Genomic DNA, 20,257 nt, shown 5'->3' with positions numbered 1-20,257 from the left:
TCAATCCTTGCGGTAGAGGCTGCCGAGCGGCTTCTTCAGCAGACTTTCCCTCAGCGACGGGCGTGTATCGCCGGGAGGCGGCCCATTCTGCGTCTGCATCTGGAAACCGGCCCTGCGCAGGTCGTTGACGGCGTCGGAGGCGGTGTCGGCCCCTGTCGGCGGATCTTGCGGTGCTGACGGCGCACGTCCGGGCAGCATGTCCGGACGGTAAGGCTCGTAGCCTTCCGTCGCGGCAGTCCCCAATTCGCGTTTCCAGCGATCCATGTCGTCCGTTTCTTTGAGGCCAGCGATGGGCTCCGGCAGATCGGAAAAGGCTGCCTCGACACTTTGCTGAAAACCAGTGATGACCGGTTTGGCCGTGGCGCGCATGCGGGTGACGATGCTGTTCAGGTCGACCGTATCGGGCGTTTCATGGGGCGTGTGGCTGACCGCGCCGCTTGCCTTCGGCAATTTGGCCATGGGAACGCGGTCGAAGCGCATGCGCATTGGCACACCCACCGCTTCGCCAAAGGCGATGGCCTCGCCATTGCCGATGGACGACAAAAAGCTGGTGGTTGAGGTCGATGCATTCGGTACGGCGGACAGAATGATCTTCTGGTCGATCTCGTTCGACAGCCGCATGGCGAAAACGGTCGAGCATTGCGACAAGATGGTCTGGTCGAGTTCGCTCGGCCGCTGGCTGATGACGCCGAGGGAGATGCCGTACTTACGGCCTTCCTTGGCGATCTGGGCGATTGATTGACGGGTAGGGAAAAAGCCACGCTCGGGGTCTGCCGGAACATAACGGTGCGCTTCTTCGCAAACCACCAGCATATGCAGTGAACCGCGCGCCAATACTGCGAGCTCGAAGGACATGCGGCAGAGGACGGAAACCACCGAGTTCACCACCTCGGAGGGGATGCCGGACAGCTGGAAAACCGAAATCGGCCTGCCTTCTCCGGGAATACGGAAGATATGCGCCACCGTTTCCAGAATATTATCGCTGATCGTATTGCTGGAGAACATGAAATTATAGCGCGTGTCATTGATGGCCGAGAGGATGCGGCCCTTCAAGGAACGCAACACCGGTTTTTCCCCGCGCCCTTCCAGCCGTCCGATACGCTCGTCGACAAGGGCCAGGAGGTCGGCCATGCGGTAAGGAACCGGCGTATCCGGCGTGATCGCGCTCTTGTCCGTTGTCCGGCGCACGGCGGAGCCATCTGTGCCGCGAAATGCCTTTTTCGCTTCCGGAATGATCTCGCGCAGAACATCCATCTCTTCCGGAACTGGCTTGCGGCCGCGGAAAATCACTTCTGCGAATTCCTCGAGCCGCATCAGCCAGAAGGGAAGGTCGAGCGTATCGGTGTCGATAACAACCGAATGGTCGGGAAACGCGGCTGCAAATTCATTGTGCGGATCGAGAATGAGGACGCGCAGCTTGGGGTCCGTCTCGATCGCCTTGTTCAACAGCAGGGTAACCGCCGTGGTCTTTCCCACACCCGTTGATCCGACGACGGCGAAATGTTTGGCCAGCATTTGCGGGATGTTGATGGCCGCGCCGATCGTGTCGTCCTGTGTCAGCTTGCCGATGACGCAGCTGTCACGCTTGCCGCCATCATAGATCTTGGCAAGGTCGCCGGTGCGGATGCGATGCGCCACTGCGCCCAGATAGGGGTAACGAGAAATGCCGGAGGAAAAGCGTTCGCTGCCGTCCTCGGTGCGGTAAACTTCGCCCACGAGTTCCACGTCGATCAACAGCCTGTTCGGCCTGTCCGATGACCAAGAATCTTCGCCGGTGCGCATGGCATATACCAGCGCTGCGACCCGGCTCGTTCCCATTTCGATGGAAATCAGGCGGCCGACGGACCAGAGCTGGGCGACATCGGTTGAGCCGATCTCGGTTTCGGCGGCAATGGTCGCATGGGCGCCATCACAGGCGATGACGCGGCCCAGCATGCGGTTAGCCGGCTGCTGGCCGGACCGCCGTTCGTTGTCGTCCATACGGGACGCCTTATGAAACTCGTCGTTACTCACGTCTTATCCCGGTACATGCGGATGATCGCGGTGGTTCGGGCAGCATCTGCGTTTTCAATATTAAACGATTATACTTAACAACCGGTGTATCAGCTGCGTTCGAAAATTTCGTGGAAGCGGCCTTTCTGGTAATAAAAGAAGGCGACTCCGATTTTTTCCTGCAATATGCGTTGACGGCTGGCGCATTTCTGGCTAACACTCCGGCCCATGAAAAATCTTAACGTACTTATCGTGGTGGGACGGCGCATGGGCAGGATGGTGTAACCATCCGGCGAAAGCACCCATGCGCTGAACGAGGCTCCTTAAGGGGCCTTTTTTTATGTCTTCAAACAGGCCCTCGGGCTCTTCGATATCCAAAGCCAAAGCGGGATGGAAACAGGCAATGACGGATAAGGACAATACGGAAAACAGCAATCGCATGACAGGTGCGGAGATCGTTCTGCAGGCGCTGAAGGACAACGGCGTCGAGCACATCTTCGGTTATCCCGGCGGCGCCGTACTTCCGATCTACGACGAGATTTTCCAGCAGGAAGACATTCAGCACATTCTCGTGCGCCATGAGCAGGGCGCCGGCCATGCGGCCGAAGGTTATGCCCGCTCCACCGGCAAGGTCGGCGTCATGCTCGTCACTTCCGGTCCCGGCGCCACCAATGCGGTGACGCCGCTGCAGGACGCGCTGATGGATTCCATTCCGCTCGTCTGCCTGTCCGGCCAGGTTCCGACATCGCTGATCGGCTCGGATGCATTTCAGGAATGCGACACCGTCGGCATCACGCGCCCCTGCACCAAGCACAACTGGCTGGTAAAGGACGTCAACGAGCTGGCAGGCATCATCCATGAGGCCTTCCGTATCGCGCAGACCGGCCGTCCCGGTCCCGTCGTTGTCGATATTCCGAAGGACATCCAGTTCGCCACCGGCACCTACACACCGCCTTCCGCCGCCATTCAGCAGAAGAGCTACAAGCCGAAGGTCCAGGGCGATCTCAATGCCATTCACGCGGCCATCGAACTGATGTCGAAGGCAAAGAAGCCGATCTTCTATACCGGCGGCGGCGTCATCAATTCCGGCCCGGAGGCGACCCGGCTGCTGCGTGAGCTGGTGGAGCTGACGGGTTTCCCGATCACCTCGACACTGATGGGTCTCGGCGCCTATCCGGCTTCCGGCAAGAACTGGCTCGGCATGCTGGGCATGCATGGCTCCTACGAGGCCAACATGACGATGCATGATTGCGACGTCATGGTCTGCATCGGTGCGCGTTTCGATGACCGAATTACCGGTCGCATCAACGCGTTTTCGCCGAATTCCAAGAAGATCCACATCGACATCGATCCGTCGTCGATCAACAAGACGGTTCGCGTTGACGTGCCTGTCATTGGCGATGTCGGCCACGTTCTGGAGGATATGGTCCGCCTGTGGCGCGCCTTGCCGAAGAAGCCGGAAAAATCGCAGACAGCCGACTGGTGGGCGCAGATCGAGCGCTGGCGCGCCCGCAATTCCTTCGCTTACAAGAACTCCAATGATGTCATCATGCCGCAATATGCCCTGCAGCGGCTTTATGAGGCGTCGAAGGGACGCGACACCTACATCACCACCGAAGTCGGCCAGCACCAGATGTGGGCGGCGCAGTTCTTCGGCTTCGAGGAGCCGAACCATTGGATGACCTCGGGCGGTCTCGGCACCATGGGTTACGGCCTGCCGGCGGCCATCGGCGTACAGGTCGCGCATCCGGAAGCGCTGGTTATCGACATTGCCGGTGATGCCTCGATCCAGATGTGCATTCAGGAAATGTCCTGCGCCATCCAGTACGGTCTGCCGGTGAAGATTTTCATCCTCAACAACCAGTATATGGGCATGGTGCGGCAGTGGCAGCAGCTGCTGCACGGCAACCGCCTGTCGAACTCCTATACCGAAGCCATGCCTGATTTCGTCAAGCTGGCGGAAGCCTATGGCGCGGTCGGCATGTATTGCGACGATCCGAAGGAGCTGGACGACAAGATTGCAGAAATGATCGCGGTCAACCGACCGGTCATCTTCGATTGCCGTGTTGCCAATCTTGCCAATTGCTTCCCGATGATCCCGTCTGGTAAGGCTCACAACGAGATGCTGTTGCCGGATGAGGCGACGGATGAAGCTGTTGCCAACGCCATCGACGCCAAGGGCCGTCAGCTAGTCTGAGCCGGGAGAGGAAAAGGACATGAACGCACACCTACAACCCACCGGCTCCGCCTATTTCATCCAGAAGGAAACGGCTGCCGTCGAAAATCACACGCTGTCGGTTCTCGTCAGCAACGAGCCGGGCGTACTTGCCCGGGTCATCGGCCTGTTTTCCGGCCGTGGCTACAACATTGAAAGCCTGACGGTTTCGGAAACCGAGCATGAGGCGCATCTGTCGCGCATCACCATCGTCACGCGCGGCACGCCGATCGTGCTCGAGCAGATCAAGGCGCAGCTGGAACGCATCGTTCCGGTGCACCGCGTTCTCGATCTCACCGTTCGCGCCCGCGAACTCGGGCAGGAACGGCCGATCGAGCGCGAAGTGGCGCTCATCAAGGTCGCTGGCACAGGTGAAGTTCGCGCCGAAGCGCTGCGCCTTGCCGATGCGTTTCAGGCCAAGGTGGTGGATGCGACCGTTGAGCATTTCATCTTCGAAATCACCGGCAAGTCGTCGAAGATCGACCAGTTCGTCGCCATCATCAAGCCGCTCGGCCTGATCGAGATCTGCCGCACGGGTATTGCCGCGATGAACCGTGGCTCGCAGGGGATGTAATCTCCGCTAGCAAAGTCAGTGCCGTTGAATATCAAGCCCGCGCAACGTCGCGGGCTTGTCTTTTTCCACCTACAGTCCGGTGCGTTTTCCAAAGGGAACGACGCGTGCGTTTCCGGTCCGGCCGGGGTTCTGTGGTGGCTCATCCGCAGGTCGTGTCACGACGAGACGGCCGCCAATACCTTCGGCCAGCGCCTCGCTTTCGCGCATTTTGCGAAGCCGGGCCCGGGCTTCCGGCGTTTCCGTGCCGATCAGCTGTTCAACGCCGTTGACGCCACCGGGAACCGTCAGCCGGCGTTTGGCATCCTGTGTCGTATAGCCATGTTCACGGGAGTAGCGAAGGGTTAGTTGGTAGTGATCCGGCAAGCCCTGCTCGGCATTCGCTTCGACATGGCGAACCCGGAAAGAAACGGAATCGTCCTCTACCCCGAAGGTGTCATTATCGGGGATAATATATCCGTTTTCGTGGGTAGCAATTTTGATGAAACTCAGGGCGCCCGCATATAGCTCCGTCCAGGGAACCGGCGCGGCTTCCACGTGGATTTCCCGCCCGATATAATCTGCGGCCCCCAGCGTGTGGATGCCTATGCATTGTTCCGTAGTGCCCGGCGGCGGCGTTTCACTGTAAATGCGGGGATGAACCGTCAGCGGGCCTATCGGCTCTTCCGCAAATGCCGTGAAATTCTCCGCGGGAAACACCATGTTGCTCTGGGTCCAATGGACCAAGCCTGCCGGCGTGTTTGCGCAGATCGTTTCGCAGGCGATCGACAGGACCCTGATCCGCTCGATAAATTCGCCAAGCGAATGGCCAGGCTGGTGCATGCCGATCTGGTTGAACAGGTCCGCAATACCTTTTTCCTGCATCACTCCGCCAAACACACCGTGCTGGACATAGACCAGTATATGGGATTTGTGACGCCGGATCCGTTCTGCGGCATCGGGCACAAGCATGATCGAGATCGGCGAGCCAAGAGTGGGGGCGAAAACGCCATGATCCGCCGGCCCCGTCATAAACTCGATAGCGATCTGGAGATCGTTCGGCCCGAACATCTGAACATAAGCCGGAGATATTGCCGGGCATGTCAGGCCGATGCCGAGCCGGTTGAACACGGTCTGGAACTGTTTGACCAGGTCCGGCAATGGTGAGGAGGTGGTGTTGCCTTCCAAAAGGATGGCTGCCTGCATCTGGTTTGTATATTTTCCGATCATAATACTAGTGATCCCGATTAATTTACAATTATATTCACAAATCCGGGTTGATCTATCGTAAATAGAACTGGCGTTATTTAATCAATGTCAAATTTTATTTGCCTGCGATTGTGATTATTAGCATGTTTGTATGTTTATATGCGCCGGCGCCCATATTTCTCTCTTTTCGCCTCAACGCTTACATTTCAAAGAGCGTCCGGTTGGCATGAAGGTTCTACAAATCCGATTCCGGTCCGAAAGCATGATGCGTTGTCGCGCGGCCCGCGCTCTGTCGTAGCCATTCCCGCGCGTTTCCATTCGATGGATTTATATTCAACCATATGGTTGACTTTCCTTGCTGATGGCCTATATTCAACAACATGGTTGAATTATCTGTTCCACATCTCGATACTGTCTTTCATGCGCTTGGCGATGCGACGCGGCGCACGATGCTGCGCGATCTTTCCCGTGGGGAGCGAACGGTAAGCCAGTTGGCCGAGCCGTTCGACATATCGCTTGCGGCGGCCTCGAAACACATCAAGGCGCTGGAAAATGCCGGGCTAATCCGCCGTGAGGTGAGGGGGCGCACACATGTCTGCCGCCTTGCGCCGGAGCCGTTGGCAGACGCGCATGAATGGCTGGATTTCTACCGGCAGTTGTGGAACAGCCCCCTCGATATTCTTGAGCAGATGCTCAGGGAGGAAGATCAGGGAAAATCCCCTGCAGATGGAGGAAATGACAATGGCTGATATTGCAATGCCTGACACCTATGGCCGTCTCGTCGAGCCGACTACCCTGAAGATAGAACGGCTCCTGCCGGGGCCGATCGACCGGGTATGGGCCTATCTGACACAAAGCGAGCTTCGCCGCCGCTGGCTGGCATCGGGGGAAATGCGGCTTGCGCCTGATGCGCCTTTCGAACTGGTCTGGCGCAACGACGAGCTTTCCGATCCGCCTGGCCACCGTCCGGAAGGGTTTTCCGAAGAGAACAGGATGGCCTCGCGCATCATCACCGTCATTCCGCCGCATCGCCTCGTCTTCAGCTGGGGCGAGGGCGGAGAGGTGTCGATCGAGCTTCAGGCTCTGGGCAAGGATGTGCTTCTGACACTGGTCCATCGCAGGCTGGTGGACCGGACGACCAAGCTCAATGTCAGCGCTGGCTGGCACGCGCATCTCGATATTCTCGCCGCCCGTCTTCAGGAAAAGGAGCCCAAACCCTTCTGGGATAGCTGGCTGGGGCTGAAAGAGGAATATGAGCAGCGCATACCGTAATAAATACGGTTTGTTCCAAGGCATGGCGGCGCGGTTGGCCGCGCCGTCTCTTGCGGTTACAGCGAGTATCCAATGGGCGCGATTGCCCCGGTGGCCAAAGTACCCCCCAAGAAGCTCACATTTCGATTCAAAGGCTTGATTGCCTGATTCCGAAAAACCTCTCAATGCCCTGTTAGATCACAGCATTTCCAGCGGTATCCTGCGCGTCGGCGGCGGGAAGTCGGCGTCGAGCGCGGCCCAGTCCTCGTCGGTTATTTCAAGGTCCGTGGCGCCACGGTTTTCCTCGACTCGGGAGACGCTGGCGGATTTCGGGATGGCGATGACGCCGTCTCTTTCCAGCAGAAAGGCCAATGCCAGCTGTGCCGGGGTTGCCTGATAGGCCTTGGCGATGCGGATGAGTTCGTGGTTGTTGAGGATGCGGCCCTGCTCGATGGGGGAATAGGCCATCAGAGGCACGCCATGCTGCTGGCACCAGGGCAGAAGCAAAAATTCCGGCCCGCGTCGGGACAGGTTGTAAAGAACCTGATTGGCGGCGCAATTTTTGCCGTCGGGAACAGCAAAAAGCTCCTCCATGTCATCGGTATCGAAATTCGAGACACCCCAGTTGCCGATCTTGCCGTCTTTTTTCAGCCTCTCGAAAGCCGCAACCGTTTCTGCCAGCGGATGTTCGCCGCGCCAGTGCAGCAGATAGAGATCGAGACGGTCAGTGCCGAGCCTTGCGAGGCTGTTTTCGCAGGCCTCCACCGTGCCTCGGGCGCTGGCGTTCCAGGGATAGACCTTGCTGACCAGAAACACCTCGTCGCGGCGGCCGGAGATTGCCTTGCCCACCACCTCTTCAGATCGGCCGTCCGCATACATTTCAGCCGTGTCGATCAGTGTCATGCCGAGATCGATCGCCTTGCGAATGCTCTCAACCTCCCGGGCCGCGGATGATCGGCTATCACCCATGTTCCAGGTGCCAAGGCCAAGGGCTGGAACCTCATTTCCGGATGGCAGGGTGACGGAAGGAATGTCGTCATACATCGGTTTGCTCCAGCGCTTGTTGATGGGACAATAGTCCTTTGTTCCGACTTCTCAAACCCGGCATGGGAATGATCGATCCATCAAAAAATTTGACTTCGCCGATCGGGTGATCGGGCTGGTTTGATGGTGGGCCAGTGGATAGGGTCTTTTCACAGGAGAAATCATGAATCTCGAAACCCTCATCGCGCTGGTGCTGTTTGCGTTCACCACCTCCATCACGCCCGGCCCGAACAATATGATGCTTTTTGCCTCCGGCGTGAATTTCGGTTTCCGCCGCACCATTCCCCATATGCTGGGCATCGGAGCCGGTTTCCTGTCGCTGCTGATCGGCGTCGGATTTGGGCTCGGTGCGCTGCTGCATTCCGTGCCCCTGCTTTATACCGGGCTGAAATTCGCAGGCGGGCTTTATCTTGTCTGGATCGCCTGGAAGATCGGCACATCCCGCAGCCTGAACGAGGGGACGGCGGCCTCGGTGCCGATGAGCTTTATTGCCGCTGCCGCCTTTCAGTGGGTCAATCCCAAGGCGTGGGTAATGGCCGTGACCGCCATGGCGACCTACACGGATGAGGGACAATATTTTATCACCGTTCTAATCGTCGGTGTGGTTTTCGCCGCCGTCAATCTGCCCAGTGTTTCAAGCTGGGCGGGCTTCGGCTCGGCGCTGCGCGACTGGCTGTCCGTTCCCGTGCGGCTCAAATGGTTCAACATCACCATGGCGGTCCTTCTCGTCATCAGCCTCTGGCCGATGTTGAAATAGGTTTAAGCGGGAAACTGCCGGTAACACTCCTCTGCGATCGCCTGCACTTCGTCGCGTGTCAGTTCAGCCGACACGGCGTAACCGAGTTCGTTGTCGATCCAGTAGAAGGTCTCGATGCCATCGGCGCTGGCCATGCGGAAGCTGGTGGTGCGGTTTTCCTCATTATGGCCGATCAGAACCGTCACCCGGCGGCCGGTCTTGTCCTGATACATCAGCATCGCGCCGGGCTTGCCGCTGACGGGAATGAGGCGCCCGCCAACCAGGTCGTATCCGAGTTTGGAAAGATCGGGGATGGCGAAGGGATAACCGAGCCGCTTGCCGAGCCATGTCGCAAGGTGCTGCTGCTCTCCGGCTCCGACCTCGACGGGATGGCGCACCTCGCTCGCATAGATGAGATAGGCAGATTTTGCCTGTGCGGGAATATCCGTCGGCAGCGCTGCCAGCACCACGTCCTGCGGTGTGGAGAAGGACTGCGGCAAAAGCCTGCCGGCCACGGCACCTGCGGTGAAGATCAGCAAGGCGGCTGCCGTTCGCAGGAGAAGCGGTTTCAGCCGCCATGCGGGCCTGGTTTTCTTGGCAGCAAGCATCGACATGTCGTGCGGATGCGAAGCGGCATAGGCGGCGAATGTCTGTCGCAGGGTTTCTGCCTGTTTTTTCCAGTCCTCCACACGGCTCTGCTCTTCCGGCCTCTCGGTCAGCCAGGCCTCGACAGCCGCGCGGTCATCGTCGGACAAAAGTCCGTCGACATAGGCGTGCAGATCGTCTTCGGTTATGGCCTCTAGCCTTTTCATCGTGGTCTCCGCAGGGGAATGATATTATCCGCCGCCAGATGCTGGCGAAGGGTTTCGCGGGCGCGGGACAGTCTGGACATGACGGTTCCGACCGGTATCGACAACGTCTCGGCCGCCTCCTGATAGCTGTAACCTTCCACCGTCACCAGCATCAGCACGGCGCGCATGTCGGGTGAAAGAAGCGCCAGAGCGCCGTGCAGCCGGTCATTCTCCAGCGTATCGCCGAGGGTGTCGGCAATGGCGATGCTCTCATGGCCGTCGAGGCTCTCGGACGGGTGACGTTTCTCGGCGCGGTGGCGGTTGCGATAAAGATTCGTCATTATCGTGTAAGCCCATGATTTCAGGGCCGTTCCGCGCCATTGCCGCCTGTTCGTCAGCGCCTTTTCCACGCAATCCTGCAGAAGGTCTTCGCCATCGGCGTCGGAACGGGAAAGGCTGCGGGAATAACGCCGCAGCATGGGTATCAGCGCCAGCATCTCCGTTTCGAAGCTGCCGGTTGCGGGGGAGAGGCTCCCCCGCTTTTCGTCATTCATGCCATCAGGGTTTTGCGGCATCCCATACACCGTTCATACCGTCGCCGGTGGCGTCGCCTTTTTTCGTGTCCTTGACCCAGTAATAGAGCGGCATACCGTCCTTTGCCCATTGCATCTTGCCGTCCTTGCGCGTCACGATCGAATAGGCCCCCTCGGCCTTGTCGCCTGTGGCTGCAAAAAACGGCGGCCAGTTCACCGCGCATTTGTCATAGCAATTGGATACGCCCTTCTTGTCGTTCTTGAAAGTGTAGAGCGTCATGCCTTTGTCGCCGGCAAGAACATTGCCTTTTTCGGTCTTGACCGTTTCGACCGCAGGGGCCGCATAGGCCGTTCCGGCAAAAGCCAGAACGAGGGCGGGAACGATAAAGTGGATCTTCATGGACATATCCTCCTTGGTTCGGGCGGCCTCTGCCGCCAGCACATCAAGAGACACCGCATGATGCCGGTTTATTCCCCATTGCATCGCGATTTTTGCGTTTTTTAAACTTATCCATTGAGCTAAGTGTTTTGTCGTGATAGTTAGCCTTATGGAAAACTATTCAGAAGCGCTCAACGATATCTTCCAGTCTCTCGCCGATCCGACCCGGCGGGCCGTGCTTTTGCGGCTGGGGGACGGCGATGCGAGCATCGGCACGCTTGCGGAACCCTTCGCCATGGCCTTGCCGTCGTTCATGAAACACATCCGCCAGCTGGAAGAGGCCGGGCTGATCGTGACGCGCAAGCAGGGGCGGGTGCGGTTCTGCTCACTGGAAAAACAGCGGTTTTCGATGCTCGAGGACTGGCTGTCGCAACAGCGCGCCATCTGGGAAGGCCGCACCGACAGGCTCGAACAATTCGTCATGGCGCAACAGGACAGGCTGTCCAGCAAAGGGGAGAATGACCAATGACCGAGAGTTTCAATCCCGATCTCGACCTGAAGATTTCACGCATTATCAGGGCGCCGCGCCAGCTCGTCTGGAACGCTTGGGTCGACAAGACCAGCCTTGAACAATGGTGGGTGCCGCATCCCGGCCAATGCCGCGTCGAGAAAATGGAGCTTTACCCCGGCGGTGCGTTCGAGACGCGCTACAGTGAGGACGGCAAGGCATTCGGCGATCATATAAGCGGATGTTTTCTCGCGGTGGATCATGAGGAGCGTCTGGTCTTCACCGATGCGCTGACCGAAGGCTTTCGTCCATCCGCCCGTCCGTTTCTTACCGCCGTCATGACATTTCGCGACCACCCTGACGGTATGGAATACGTGGCCTATGCCATGCACCGAAATCCTGAAGATCGCGACAGGCATGCCGAGATGGGTTTCTTTGACGGCTGGAACACTGTTGCCGAGCAGCTGGCGCAGCTTGTCGAACGACAGGCGGTCCATTGAGCCGCATCAGCCGAACAGGGGAATGTCCGGCTTGTTGAGCATGAGCCAGATGATGCCGAGAACCGCGAAAAAGGCGGGAAAACCGCAGGCGAACCAGATGCGGTAAAGGCGGAACCATTGCGCCGGCAGGGCCTGTCCGGTGGCGGCGCAGTCGCGGGCGATATCGCGCAGCCTGATCTGTATCCACACCACCGGCAGCCAGAAAATGCCGGTGAAGACATAGAGGCCTAGCGAAAGGGCGATCCAGCCCTCGGTCAGCGGCCAGCCGATGATGCGCGCGAGAAAATATCCGGTGACCGGTTGGATGATCGCGGCGGTGGCGGTAAAGACCGTGTCGGCGATGACGACGGTGCCTGAGACATGGGCGATCAGCGCCGGGCTGGCCGTCCGCCGTGCCATCACCATGAAAAAGGCAATGCCCGCGCCGGTGCCGAACAGCACCGTCGCGCCGATGACATGGGCAAGCCGCAGCAGTTCCTCAAGTGTCATCAGCGTTCATCCAAGGTGGCGAGGGCAACGAGCGTCAGGGCGACAGAAGGCAGAACCTTGACCAGAGGACCGAGCGGATCGAGCCAAAGGGTCGGTTCCAGCAGGCTGCCGCCGGCCAGATAAGCGGCGCTGACCAGCAGCATGGCGACAAGCGCCTTTCTGGCGAGCGGCCGCAGCAGGACGGCGATGCCGAGGGCTATATCGATGAGGCAGGTGGCGAGTGTGAGGGCGATGGCCGACGTCTGCAGCATGAAGGGCAGGAAATGCGCCGCTGCTCCAGTGATATTCAGCAGCGGTATGAGGCCGGACAGCAGCCAGAATAAAGACAGGCAGAGAACGATCAGGGGTTTCAGCAGATATAATCTGGCAAACCACAGGTCCTGCACGCCGGAAGGGTGGGCGGCCAGCGTCTGTTCCAGGGTCTTGAGTGAGGCCATCGCCGGTCCTGCTTCATTCTCCGTTACGATGCCTTCCGACATGACCGTCATGGCGGTCGAACGCAGCGGCGACCGCCAGCCGAGTTTGCCTGCGGCATCCGCCACGAGGGCGACGGGGCGCATGAAGGCGGCGGGAAGATTTATGATCGGAGAACGGGGCAGGCCCAGCCATTGCCGGTGTCTGGCGACCACGTCCTGCAATGTCAGCGTTTCCTTCGCGGCGAGTTCGAGATCGCTGCCCGACGGGATTTCGCCGTCGATCGCCGCACATACCACGGCTGCCACATCCTCCACCGCGACCGTCCGGACGGCGATTTGTCCATTGACGAGCGGCACCACGAAGGGAAAGCCTGCAAGCGCGCGCACAAGTGCCGTGCCGCCATGCGCGTTTCGCCCAACCACTAGTGCGGGGCGCAGAATGACGTGAGGCAGACCGCTTGCGGCGAGCGCCTCATCGGCGCGGCGTTTGGTGGCGAGGAAGGGCAGGCCGGATGCGGCCCCCGCCGTGCGGGCCGATATCTGGATTATCCGTCTGCCGCCCGTCTGTGCCGCTTCTTCATAAAGCGCCATCATCGCCTTTTCCTGCGTCGCGGCAAGGTCATCCGACAGGCCGTCCTGCAGCGCGCCCGCACAATTGACAATGGCGTCATGGTCATGGACGAGCGATGACCAGTCTGTCGCGTGCTTCATCCTGGAAAGATCGGCTGAGACCCAGTTGGCGAAAGGCCATTTGTCGCGGGCGCGGGTGACCGAACGCGCCAGCGCCGTCACGGCATGCCCGCGGAGGTTCAGGCTTTTGAGAACCTCCGAACCGATGAAACCTGTTGCACCGAGAATCAATATCTTCATACGAGGGATGATAGCGACCACGGCTTAAAAACCAGCCGTGTTTTATTGCCGCATTCTCCCGCGGCGATTCATCTTTCGTTCTTTTTCTGTTGCGCATGGTGCTCGAATCCTGCGATGAGGGCGCATGTTATTTTCACCGCAACAGGACGAAGCGCTGAAGGCTGTTTCCCGCTGGCTGAAGGAAGGCCGGACGCCGGTTTTCCGGCTGTTCGGTTATGCTGGAACCGGAAAGACGACGCTTGCCAAGCATTTCGCGGAAAATGTCGATGGCGAGGTGCTGTTTGCGGCCTTCACCGGCAAGGCGGCGCAGGTGCTACGCTCACGCGGGGCGACCAATGCCCGCACCATCCATTCGCTGATCTATCGCCCGCGCGGCGAAGAAACGGTGGAAGATGAGGAAACTGGCAAGACATCCATCGCGCCGATGTTCTCCATCAATCGCCAGAGCCCGCTTGCCAAGGCGGCACTCATCATCATCGACGAATGTTCCATGGTGGACGAGCAGCTCGGCAAGGATCTGATGAGTTTCGGCACGCCGATCCTCGTGCTTGGCGATCCCGGCCAGCTGCCACCGGTTTCGGGTGGTGGTTTCTTCACCGAGCAGGAGCCCGATTATCTGCTGTCGGAAATCCATCGTCAGGCCAAGGACAATCCCATCATCCATCTTGCCATGGATGTGCGGGAGGGCCGTGAGATCATGCGTGGCGATTACGGCGCAGCACAGGTGATCTCCAAGTCCGAGGTGACGCAGTCGCTGGTGCTCGATGCCGATCAGGTTCTTGTCGGCACCAATCGTACCCGCCGCCGTTACAACCAGCGGCTTCGCGAGCTGAAGGGCTTTACGGCCGATTATCCGCAATCCGGCGACAAGCTGGTTTGCCTGAGGAACGATCCGGCCAAGGGCCTGCTGAACGGCTCGCTCTGGCAGGTCATGAGTTCGTCGCGCGAGACGGTGAAGCCCGGCATCAACCTGATGATCCGGCCGGAAGATGACGATATGGATCGCGGTGCGGCCAAGATCAAATTGCTGAAGGCGGCGTTCGAGGATGTGGAGACGGAAATTCCGTGGTCCACGCGCAAGCGTTATGACGAGTTCGATTTCGGCTATGCGCTGACAGTGCACAAAGCGCAGGGTTCGCAATGGAACAATGTGGTTCTCTTTGATGAGAGCTATGCCTTCCGGGACTCGCGCGAAAGGTGGCTTTACACCGCCATTACCCGCGCGGCAGAGACACTGACAATCGTTCGCTGATCGTGACTAAGCGCGGATGACACCGAGCAGGACCGCCTTGGCGACCGCCTGAAAGCGGTTGCTGGCATTGAACTTGCCGATGATTTTCGCTTCCAGCACATTGAGGTCGCTGCCTGAAATACCAAGGGCGCGGGCAAGCCGCACCGGTGCATAACCCTCCGCCATCAGCTCCAGGCATTTCCGCTCGGCGTCGGTCAGCGCGATGTCCCTGGTTGGCGCCCGTTCCCCGGCATCCAGTCCGTCCGCATCGCTATCGGTGACCAGCAGTTCCTCGATCTGCTGCGCCTGACGTTGAAGGGTGGAAAGCTCGGCCGTCAATTCCCTCTTTCGCTGCCTCAGCGCCGCGTGGAAGACGTCGTCCGCTTCTTCCTGCGAGAGCGAGCGGACCAGTTTTTCCATGATCTCGGTAATGGCGGCGACGGAAATGCCCACTTCGCGACAGACATTGATGACTGCCATGCGCTTGACGTTGCGGTGGGTATAGACCCGCATCTGTCCGATGCGCTTCGACGTCAGCAGCGCCTTCTCCTCATAAAAATGCAGGGTCCGGTGCGTTACTCCGAAGATATTGGCCATGTCGGCGATGGGGACTGGTTCCGCGGGCAGGGAGGAGGGCAGACTTATATCCGGAAGGAAACCGCTGTTTCTTGAATTGGGTTTGTCCTCGTCGCCGTGTTCAAACGGCATACGGCCATCCTGCATCGTCTCCCCCTTTGCGCTCTTTGACAGTGTGCCCGTTTTTTAACTGGCGTCGATCGCGTGTTCCCCTGCGATGACCCCTCTGATCAAGACATCATGCCAAACGCTACATAAGAACCGTAACGTGTATTGTGTGTTTTCGTTCCCGTATTCCAAAAAATTTTATCGGCCTCCTTGCGGTTGGCGTCAACCTGCGTGAAACAGGATGTCAATTCCGAACCGGAGCCCGATGTCATGCCCGCGAAACTTTCCGTCAATCTGAACGCAATTGCCATGCTGCGCAACCGTCGCGATCTTCCATGGCCGGATGTCGCGCATTTCGGGCATTTGGCACTCGCTGCGGGTGCAAGCGGGCTCACTGTACACCCTCGTCCCGACCAGCGCCATATCCGCTTTTCGGACCTGCCCGTCCTGCGCGCGCTGATCGATGACAGCTTCCCCAGCGCGGAATTCAACATTGAGGGGTATCCGACCGAGGACTTTCTCGTTCTTTGCGAAAAGACGCAGCCGGAACAGGTGACGCTGGTGCCGGACGATCCGTCGCAGGCGACCTCCGACCACGGCTGGGATTTCCGCAAGCACGGCGTTTTCCTGAAAGACGTTGTGGGGCGCCTGAAGGCTGGCGGCATGCGCGTCTCGCTTTTTGCCGATGGCGATGGGGAGCGCGAGCCGGTGGAACTGGCGGCGGAAACGGGCGCGGCGCGTATCGAACTTTACACCGGCCCCTATGGCGGCTGTTTTGACGATCCGCAAAAGGGCGAGGTGCTTCTCGAAAAGCTCGGACAGACGGCGGATCATGCCAGAGCGCTCGGGCTTGCCGTCAATGCCGGCCATGACCTCACCGTCGCAAACCTGCCCAGGCTGATGAAACGTATCCCTTATCTGGCCGAGGTTTCCATCGGTCACGGGCTGACGGCGGATGCGCTTGAATATGGCATGGCTGAAACAGTCCGGCGTTTTTGTCAGGCCTGCGGTCAGGCTATTTCATAACCAAAGTCAATTTTTTTGCCTATAGTTTGCCGGCGCATGCTCCGTGCGCGAGCTTATGAAGGCAGAGACATATGCAAGAACATCATGTTGTCGTCGTGGGTGGAGGCTTCGGCGGTTTGCAACTGGTACATGGGCTGGAGGGAGCCACTGTCCGCATCACACTGATCGACCGCCGCAATCACCACCTGTTCCAGCCATTGCTTTATCAGGTTGCGACGACGGCTCTGGCGACATCCGAAATCGCCTGGCCGATCCGCCATCTCTATCGCGACCGCAAGGAGGTCACGACCCTGCTTGCGGAGGTGAACGGCATAGACCGGGCGGCGCGGACCGTGCATCTGAATTCGGGTCAGGTCATCGGCTTCGATACGCTGGTGCTGGCCACCGGCGCCCGCCACGCCTATTTCGGCCGCGACGAGTGGGAGCGTTCCGCCCCCGGCCTCAAGACGCTCGAAGATGCGACGACAATCCGCCGCCGCCTGCTTCTGGCTTTCGAACGGGCCGAACTTGTCACCAGCGAAGAGGAACGGCAGGCGCTGTTGACCTTCGTCATTATCGGCGCAGGCCCGACGGGCGTGGAAATGGCGGGCATGATCGCCGAACTGGCGCATAAGGCGCTGCCGGCGGAATTCCGTAATGTGGATACCAGAAAGACCCGGGTGCTGCTGGTCGAGGCCGGCCCTCGCGTTCTGCCGGTCTTCACGGAAGACCTTTCTGCCTATGCGAAGGAAGCGCTCGAAAAACTCGGCGTCGAGGTTCTGCTTGGTACGCCTGTGACGGCGTGCAGCGATGAGGGCGTGACGGTCGGCGAGACCTATTATCCCTGCCGCACCGTTGTCTGGGCCGCCGGCGTGCAGGCGTCGCCAGCCGCGACATGGCTCAACGCCGCCGCCGACCGGGCAGGGCGGGCCATCGTCGGACCTCATCTCAATCTGGAAGACGATCCGAATATCTTCGTCATTGGCGATACGGCCGCCGTCAATCAGGAGAACGGCAAGCCGGTGCCGGGTATAGCCCCTGCGGCAAAGCAGCAGGGCGCCTATGTCGCGAAGGTCATCAAGGCGCGGCTGGCCGGCCAGCCGTCACCACCGCCCTTCCGCTACAGCCATCAGGGCAATCTGGCGACCATCGGCAAACGAGCGGCGGTGATCGATTTCGGCAGGTTCAAGCTCAAGGGCGTGCTGGCGTGGTGGATATGGGGGCTTGCCCACATCTACTTTTTGATTGGAACGCGATCGCGGCTTGCCGTGGCGTGGAGCTGGCTGTGGATTTACCTGAGCGGCCAGCACAGCGCGCGACTAATCACCCAGAAAGAGACGTTGAAGGACGAGGCCTGAGGGTCGGGCGGGCAAATGACAAGGGCGGGAAGCATGGCTTCCCGCCCTTGTGTTATGACAGCTGCGCCAAACTACTCCTCCGTCATGCCGGACTTGATCCGGTATCCAGCCGACGCGCGTCTGCGCGGCGAGAAGAGTTTTTTCAGCCCAAGGACTTGGGTTGGCTGGACCCCGGATCTAGTCCGGGGTGACGGCGTGTGGATGTGGCGTGTGTGCCTAATCCAACGCTCACGCGTCGAGCGATGCCATGTCGATGACGAAACGATACCGCACATCGCTCTTCAACACCCGCTCATAGGCTTCGTTGACGTCCTGGATGTTGATCGTCTCGATTTCCGAGACGATGTTGTGCTCGCCGCAGAAATCCAGCATGTCCTGGGTTTCCTTGATCGAACCGATCATCGAGCCGGACAGGTTCTTCGCGCCGATGATGAGCGAGAAGGCGTGCACCGGGATAGCATGTTCCGGCGCACCGACGACGACCATGCTGCCCTTGGGCTTCAGGAGGCCGAGATAGGCGTTCCAGTCGATGGCGACGCCGGCAGTGCAGATGATCAGGTCGAAGGTGCCGGCCAGCTTCTCGAAGGTCGAGGCGTCGCTGGTGGCGTAATAGTCCTTCGCGCCGAGTTTCAGGCCATCTTCCTTCTTCGACAGGGTCTGGGAAAGGACGGTGATATCCGCGCCCATGGCGGCGCCGAGCTTGACGCCCATATGGCCAAGGCCACCCATGCCGACAATTGCGACCTTCTGGCCGGGGCCGGCATTCCAGCGGCGCAGCGGCGAATAGAGCGTGATGCCGGCGCACAGCAGCGGTGCGGAAGCGTCAAGCGGCAGGTTGTCCGGGATCGACAGGACATAACCTTCCTTGACGACGATCGAGTCGGAGTAACCGCCATGGGTCGCGGTTTTCGTGAAGGGATCGACGTCATTATAGGTCTGGACGAGGCCGGGCATGTAGTGCTCGTTGTCGAGATCGCGGGTGGCGCAGCCGATGCAGGAATCGACGAAGCAGCCGACGCCGACATGGTCGCCGACCTTGAACTTCGTGACCTTGGAACCGACAGCTTTCACGACACCGGCGATTTCATGGCCGGGAACGATCGGGTAGACGGCGTTCTTCCATTCGTTGCGGACGGTGTGGATGTCCGAGTGGCAGATGCCGGCATATTTGATGTCGATGACGACGTCGTCATCATTCGGCTCGCGGCGTTCGAAGGTGAACGGGGTAAGCGGCTTCGACGCATCGGTCGCAGCGTAACCTCTAGCAATAGCCATCTGAATATCCTTTCGGGAGTTGGGGACGGCGGAATATGCGATGGAAGCGCGACGCGGCGTTAGAGCGATCCTCCAAGCTTTTTGCACGATCCTGCAAAAATATGGTGGGGCACTCTTTGCGCGGGCCGCGCGGCTTTCTAGATAAAAGGCATCAGCCGCATCTCTGCTTTCAGTTAAGGGATTTTCCCCATGTCCTTGCCGTTCAATGTCTATCAGGAGATCGCCTCCATCGCCGCGCGGCATACCGCCGAGGACGGCGAGGTGCAGACGGCAATCGACTCCCTCGGCATCAGCCGGCGCACGACGCCCAGCGCCCCATGCCACGGCAGCTATCGCCCCTGTCTCGCCATGGTGATCCAGGGCTCGAAAAGCGTTCAGCTGGGAACCGACACCATCAATTACGGCGCGGGGGATTATCTCCTGACCTCGCTTGATCTGCCGGTTGCGTGGCGGGTGGTGGAGGCGAGCAGGGAGGTGCCGCATTTCTGCATCGCACTTGCCATCGACAGCGAAAAGCTGCTCGATCTCATGCGGCGCGTGCCCATCGATCCGCCCGCCGAGCCGGCGAATGCGCAGCGCGGCATCGTCGTCAATACGGCCACGCCGGAACTTCTCGATGCGGCCATTCGCCTGTTGCGCCTGCTCGACCGTCCGGCGGACATCGCGGCCATGGCGCCGCTGATCGAGCAGGAAATCCTCTATCGCATTCTGACCGGACCGGCGGGCGGGCAGCTTATGAACATCATCGCGGCCGGCAGCCATGGCAACCGCATCGCCCGCGCCATCGCCTGGCTGCGCGAGAATTTCGCACGCCAGCTGCGTATCGAGGATCTGGCCGATCATATCGGCATGAGCGTCTCGTCCTTCCACCATCACTTCAAGACGATCACGGCCATGACACCGGTTCAGTACCAGAAGCAGCTGCGCCTGCATGAGGCGCGGCGGCTGATGCTGCTGGAGCGGCTGGATGCGGGCACCGCCGGCCACCGCGTCGGTTATCAGAGCCCGTCGCAGTTCAGTCGTGAATATAGCCGCTTTTACGGACTGTCGCCGTCGCGGGATATCGATGCATCGCGGGAGATCAGCGCGGCTGGGTAGTTGGGAAGGTTGTGCGTCGGTTAGTGGATCGTGGCGGGTGGGGCTTACCCCCCTCTGCCCTGCCGGGCATCTCCCCCTCAAGGGGGGAGATCGGCAGGAGGCCCTACCATGGCTCCATTCGCA

The 20,257-nt window shown here is 59.6% G+C and carries 21 protein-coding genes; 11 read left to right on the top strand and 10 right to left on the bottom strand.

The window, feature by feature from the left end; genetic code table 11:
- Positions 1–2,013 (bottom strand): ATP-binding protein, encoded by a 2,013-nt coding sequence (locus AGR13A_RS10000; RefSeq protein ID WP_080835103.1) that lies wholly within the window; start codon positions 2,011–2,013, stop codon positions 1–3.
- Positions 2,014–2,395: 382 nt separating this feature from the next.
- On the opposite strand from AGR13A_RS10000, the gene AGR13A_RS09995 reads away from it, so the two are divergent.
- Complete coding sequence (locus tag AGR13A_RS09995; protein WP_080835101.1) at positions 2,396–4,189, top strand: acetolactate synthase 3 large subunit; 1,794 nt, start codon at positions 2,396–2,398, stop codon at positions 4,187–4,189.
- Positions 4,190–4,208: 19 nt separating this feature from the next.
- The gene (gene ilvN / locus AGR13A_RS09990) at positions 4,209–4,781 is read left to right on the top strand and encodes an acetolactate synthase small subunit (RefSeq protein ID WP_003507555.1); all 573 of its coding nucleotides are present in this window, start codon (positions 4,209–4,211) and stop codon (positions 4,779–4,781) included.
- A 69-nt stretch (positions 4,782–4,850) separates the two neighbouring features.
- Here the strand turns inward: ilvN and AGR13A_RS09985 are convergent, their stop codons facing one another.
- Positions 4,851–5,963, bottom strand: a complete 1,113-nt coding sequence (locus tag AGR13A_RS09985; protein ID WP_080835098.1) for a hypothetical protein — start codon at positions 5,961–5,963, stop codon at positions 4,851–4,853.
- A gap of 383 nt (positions 5,964–6,346) precedes the next feature.
- Between AGR13A_RS09985 and AGR13A_RS09980 the strand changes: the two genes are divergently transcribed.
- Both AGR13A_RS09980 and AGR13A_RS09975 read left to right on the top strand, forming a co-directional pair.
- A complete protein-coding gene (locus AGR13A_RS09980; RefSeq protein ID WP_080835096.1) occupies positions 6,347–6,715 on the top strand; it encodes an ArsR/SmtB family transcription factor in 369 nt (122 codons plus the stop codon).
- On the top strand, positions 6,708–7,238 hold the full coding sequence (locus AGR13A_RS09975) for an SRPBCC family protein (protein ID WP_080835093.1): 531 nt from the start codon (positions 6,708–6,710) through the stop codon (positions 7,236–7,238). Before AGR13A_RS09980 ends, AGR13A_RS09975 begins: the two co-directional genes overlap by 8 nt.
- Before the next feature lie 177 nt (positions 7,239–7,415).
- Here AGR13A_RS09975 and AGR13A_RS09970 read toward each other — a convergent pair whose 3' ends face one another.
- Positions 7,416–8,261 carry an aldo/keto reductase gene (locus AGR13A_RS09970; protein ID WP_080835090.1) on the bottom strand — a complete coding sequence of 282 codons (846 nt, stop codon included), beginning with the start codon at positions 8,259–8,261 and terminating at the stop codon, positions 7,416–7,418.
- A 163-nt stretch (positions 8,262–8,424) separates the two neighbouring features.
- On the opposite strand from AGR13A_RS09970, the gene AGR13A_RS09965 reads away from it, so the two are divergent.
- On the top strand, positions 8,425–9,018 hold the full coding sequence (locus tag AGR13A_RS09965) for a LysE family translocator (RefSeq protein WP_080835088.1): 594 nt from the start codon (positions 8,425–8,427) through the stop codon (positions 9,016–9,018).
- Between the two features lie 2 nt (positions 9,019–9,020).
- Here AGR13A_RS09965 and AGR13A_RS09960 read toward each other — a convergent pair whose 3' ends face one another.
- Genes AGR13A_RS09960 through AGR13A_RS09950 form a run of 3 tightly spaced genes read right to left on the bottom strand, consistent with a single transcriptional unit; the run spans position 9,021 to position 10,727 of the window.
- Complete coding sequence (locus tag AGR13A_RS09960) at positions 9,021–9,809, bottom strand: anti-sigma factor family protein (protein WP_080835085.1); 789 nt, start codon at positions 9,807–9,809, stop codon at positions 9,021–9,023.
- Positions 9,806–10,363 (bottom strand): RNA polymerase sigma factor, encoded by a 558-nt coding sequence (locus tag AGR13A_RS09955; protein WP_035220641.1) that lies wholly within the window; start codon positions 10,361–10,363, stop codon positions 9,806–9,808. Before AGR13A_RS09955 ends, AGR13A_RS09960 begins: the two co-directional genes overlap by 4 nt.
- Entirely contained in the window at positions 10,347–10,727 is a 381-nt protein-coding gene (locus AGR13A_RS09950; RefSeq protein ID WP_080836737.1) for a COG4315 family predicted lipoprotein, read from the bottom strand. The genes AGR13A_RS09955 and AGR13A_RS09950 overlap by 17 nt, the downstream gene beginning before the upstream one ends.
- Before the next feature lie 142 nt (positions 10,728–10,869).
- Between AGR13A_RS09950 and AGR13A_RS09945 the strand changes: the two genes are divergently transcribed.
- Both AGR13A_RS09945 and AGR13A_RS09940 read left to right on the top strand, forming a co-directional pair.
- Positions 10,870–11,229: an ArsR/SmtB family transcription factor gene (locus AGR13A_RS09945; RefSeq protein ID WP_035220645.1), complete on the top strand. Its 360-nt coding sequence runs from the start codon at positions 10,870–10,872 to the stop codon at positions 11,227–11,229.
- On the top strand, positions 11,226–11,708 hold the full coding sequence (locus AGR13A_RS09940; RefSeq protein WP_080835082.1) for an SRPBCC family protein: 483 nt from the start codon (positions 11,226–11,228) through the stop codon (positions 11,706–11,708). The genes AGR13A_RS09945 and AGR13A_RS09940 overlap by 4 nt, the downstream gene beginning before the upstream one ends.
- A gap of 6 nt (positions 11,709–11,714) precedes the next feature.
- Here the strand turns inward: AGR13A_RS09940 and AGR13A_RS09935 are convergent, their stop codons facing one another.
- Both AGR13A_RS09935 and AGR13A_RS09930 read right to left on the bottom strand, forming a co-directional pair.
- Positions 11,715–12,197, bottom strand: coding sequence for a DUF2269 family protein (locus AGR13A_RS09935; RefSeq protein WP_080835079.1), 483 nt, complete (start codon positions 12,195–12,197; stop codon positions 11,715–11,717).
- The gene (locus tag AGR13A_RS09930) at positions 12,197–13,483 is read right to left on the bottom strand and encodes an SDR family oxidoreductase (protein WP_080836735.1); all 1,287 of its coding nucleotides are present in this window, start codon (positions 13,481–13,483) and stop codon (positions 12,197–12,199) included. The genes AGR13A_RS09935 and AGR13A_RS09930 overlap by 1 nt, the downstream gene beginning before the upstream one ends.
- 124 nt (positions 13,484–13,607) lie before the next feature.
- Between AGR13A_RS09930 and AGR13A_RS09925 the strand changes: the two genes are divergently transcribed.
- Positions 13,608–14,735, top strand: coding sequence for an ATP-dependent DNA helicase (locus AGR13A_RS09925; RefSeq protein WP_035223958.1), 1,128 nt, complete (start codon positions 13,608–13,610; stop codon positions 14,733–14,735).
- Between the two features lie 6 nt (positions 14,736–14,741).
- Here the strand turns inward: AGR13A_RS09925 and AGR13A_RS09920 are convergent, their stop codons facing one another.
- Complete coding sequence (locus tag AGR13A_RS09920) at positions 14,742–15,437, bottom strand: MerR family transcriptional regulator (RefSeq protein WP_080835076.1); 696 nt, start codon at positions 15,435–15,437, stop codon at positions 14,742–14,744.
- 231 nt (positions 15,438–15,668) lie between these two features.
- Here AGR13A_RS09920 and AGR13A_RS09915 point away from each other — a divergent pair, with 231 nt between their 5' ends.
- Both AGR13A_RS09915 and AGR13A_RS09910 read left to right on the top strand, forming a co-directional pair.
- A complete protein-coding gene (locus AGR13A_RS09915) occupies positions 15,669–16,424 on the top strand; it encodes a pyridoxine 5'-phosphate synthase (RefSeq protein ID WP_080835073.1) in 756 nt (251 codons plus the stop codon).
- 71 nt (positions 16,425–16,495) lie between these two features.
- Positions 16,496–17,761 (top strand): NAD(P)/FAD-dependent oxidoreductase, encoded by a 1,266-nt coding sequence (locus AGR13A_RS09910; RefSeq protein WP_080835072.1) that lies wholly within the window; start codon positions 16,496–16,498, stop codon positions 17,759–17,761.
- A 228-nt stretch (positions 17,762–17,989) separates the two neighbouring features.
- On the opposite strand, the gene AGR13A_RS09905 is transcribed toward AGR13A_RS09910, so the two are convergent.
- Positions 17,990–19,036 carry an NAD(P)-dependent alcohol dehydrogenase gene (locus AGR13A_RS09905; RefSeq protein WP_035223964.1) on the bottom strand — a complete coding sequence of 349 codons (1,047 nt, stop codon included), beginning with the start codon at positions 19,034–19,036 and terminating at the stop codon, positions 17,990–17,992.
- A gap of 189 nt (positions 19,037–19,225) precedes the next feature.
- Between AGR13A_RS09905 and AGR13A_RS09900 the strand changes: the two genes are divergently transcribed.
- A complete protein-coding gene (locus tag AGR13A_RS09900; protein WP_080835069.1) occupies positions 19,226–20,134 on the top strand; it encodes an AraC family transcriptional regulator in 909 nt (302 codons plus the stop codon).
- The last annotated feature ends 123 nt before the right edge of the window (positions 20,135–20,257 follow it).

Source organism: Agrobacterium genomosp. 13 str. CFBP 6927 (genome assembly GCA_900012615.1).
Classification (GTDB): Bacteria; Pseudomonadota; Alphaproteobacteria; order Rhizobiales; family Rhizobiaceae; genus Agrobacterium.
The sequence above is the reverse complement of the archived record's forward strand: the minus strand, read 5'-3'. Positions and strand labels throughout refer to the sequence as shown.

Bases quoted from the DNA above. Each gene is read 5' to 3' on its own strand.
- AGR13A_RS09995 (WP_080835101.1), top strand. From the start codon at position 2,396: ATGACGGATAAGGACAATACGGAAAACAGCAATCGCATGACAGGTGCG.
- ilvN (WP_003507555.1), top strand. From the start codon at position 4,209: ATGAACGCACACCTACAACCCACCGGCTCCGCCTATTTCATCCAGAAG.
- AGR13A_RS09985 (WP_080835098.1), bottom strand. From the start codon at position 5,963: ATGCAGGCAGCCATCCTTTTGGAAGGCAACACCACCTCCTCACCATTG.
- AGR13A_RS09980 (WP_080835096.1), top strand. From the start codon at position 6,347: ATGGTTGAATTATCTGTTCCACATCTCGATACTGTCTTTCATGCGCTT.
- AGR13A_RS09975 (WP_080835093.1), top strand. From the start codon at position 6,708: ATGGCTGATATTGCAATGCCTGACACCTATGGCCGTCTCGTCGAGCCG.
- AGR13A_RS09970 (WP_080835090.1), bottom strand. From the start codon at position 8,261: ATGTATGACGACATTCCTTCCGTCACCCTGCCATCCGGAAATGAGGTT.
- AGR13A_RS09965 (WP_080835088.1), top strand. From the start codon at position 8,425: ATGAATCTCGAAACCCTCATCGCGCTGGTGCTGTTTGCGTTCACCACC.
- AGR13A_RS09960 (WP_080835085.1), bottom strand. From the start codon at position 9,809: ATGAAAAGGCTAGAGGCCATAACCGAAGACGATCTGCACGCCTATGTC.
- AGR13A_RS09955 (WP_035220641.1), bottom strand. From the start codon at position 10,363: ATGCCGCAAAACCCTGATGGCATGAATGACGAAAAGCGGGGGAGCCTC.
- AGR13A_RS09950 (WP_080836737.1), bottom strand. From the start codon at position 10,727: ATGTCCATGAAGATCCACTTTATCGTTCCCGCCCTCGTTCTGGCTTTT.
- AGR13A_RS09945 (WP_035220645.1), top strand. From the start codon at position 10,870: ATGGAAAACTATTCAGAAGCGCTCAACGATATCTTCCAGTCTCTCGCC.
- AGR13A_RS09940 (WP_080835082.1), top strand. From the start codon at position 11,226: ATGACCGAGAGTTTCAATCCCGATCTCGACCTGAAGATTTCACGCATT.
- AGR13A_RS09935 (WP_080835079.1), bottom strand. From the start codon at position 12,197: ATGACACTTGAGGAACTGCTGCGGCTTGCCCATGTCATCGGCGCGACG.
- AGR13A_RS09930 (WP_080836735.1), bottom strand. From the start codon at position 13,483: ATGAAGATATTGATTCTCGGTGCAACAGGTTTCATCGGTTCGGAGGTT.
- AGR13A_RS09925 (WP_035223958.1), top strand. From the start codon at position 13,608: ATGTTATTTTCACCGCAACAGGACGAAGCGCTGAAGGCTGTTTCCCGC.
- AGR13A_RS09920 (WP_080835076.1), bottom strand. From the start codon at position 15,437: ATGCAGGATGGCCGTATGCCGTTTGAACACGGCGACGAGGACAAACCC.
- AGR13A_RS09915 (WP_080835073.1), top strand. From the start codon at position 15,669: ATGCCCGCGAAACTTTCCGTCAATCTGAACGCAATTGCCATGCTGCGC.
- AGR13A_RS09910 (WP_080835072.1), top strand. From the start codon at position 16,496: ATGCAAGAACATCATGTTGTCGTCGTGGGTGGAGGCTTCGGCGGTTTG.
- AGR13A_RS09905 (WP_035223964.1), bottom strand. From the start codon at position 19,036: ATGGCTATTGCTAGAGGTTACGCTGCGACCGATGCGTCGAAGCCGCTT.
- AGR13A_RS09900 (WP_080835069.1), top strand. From the start codon at position 19,226: ATGTCCTTGCCGTTCAATGTCTATCAGGAGATCGCCTCCATCGCCGCG.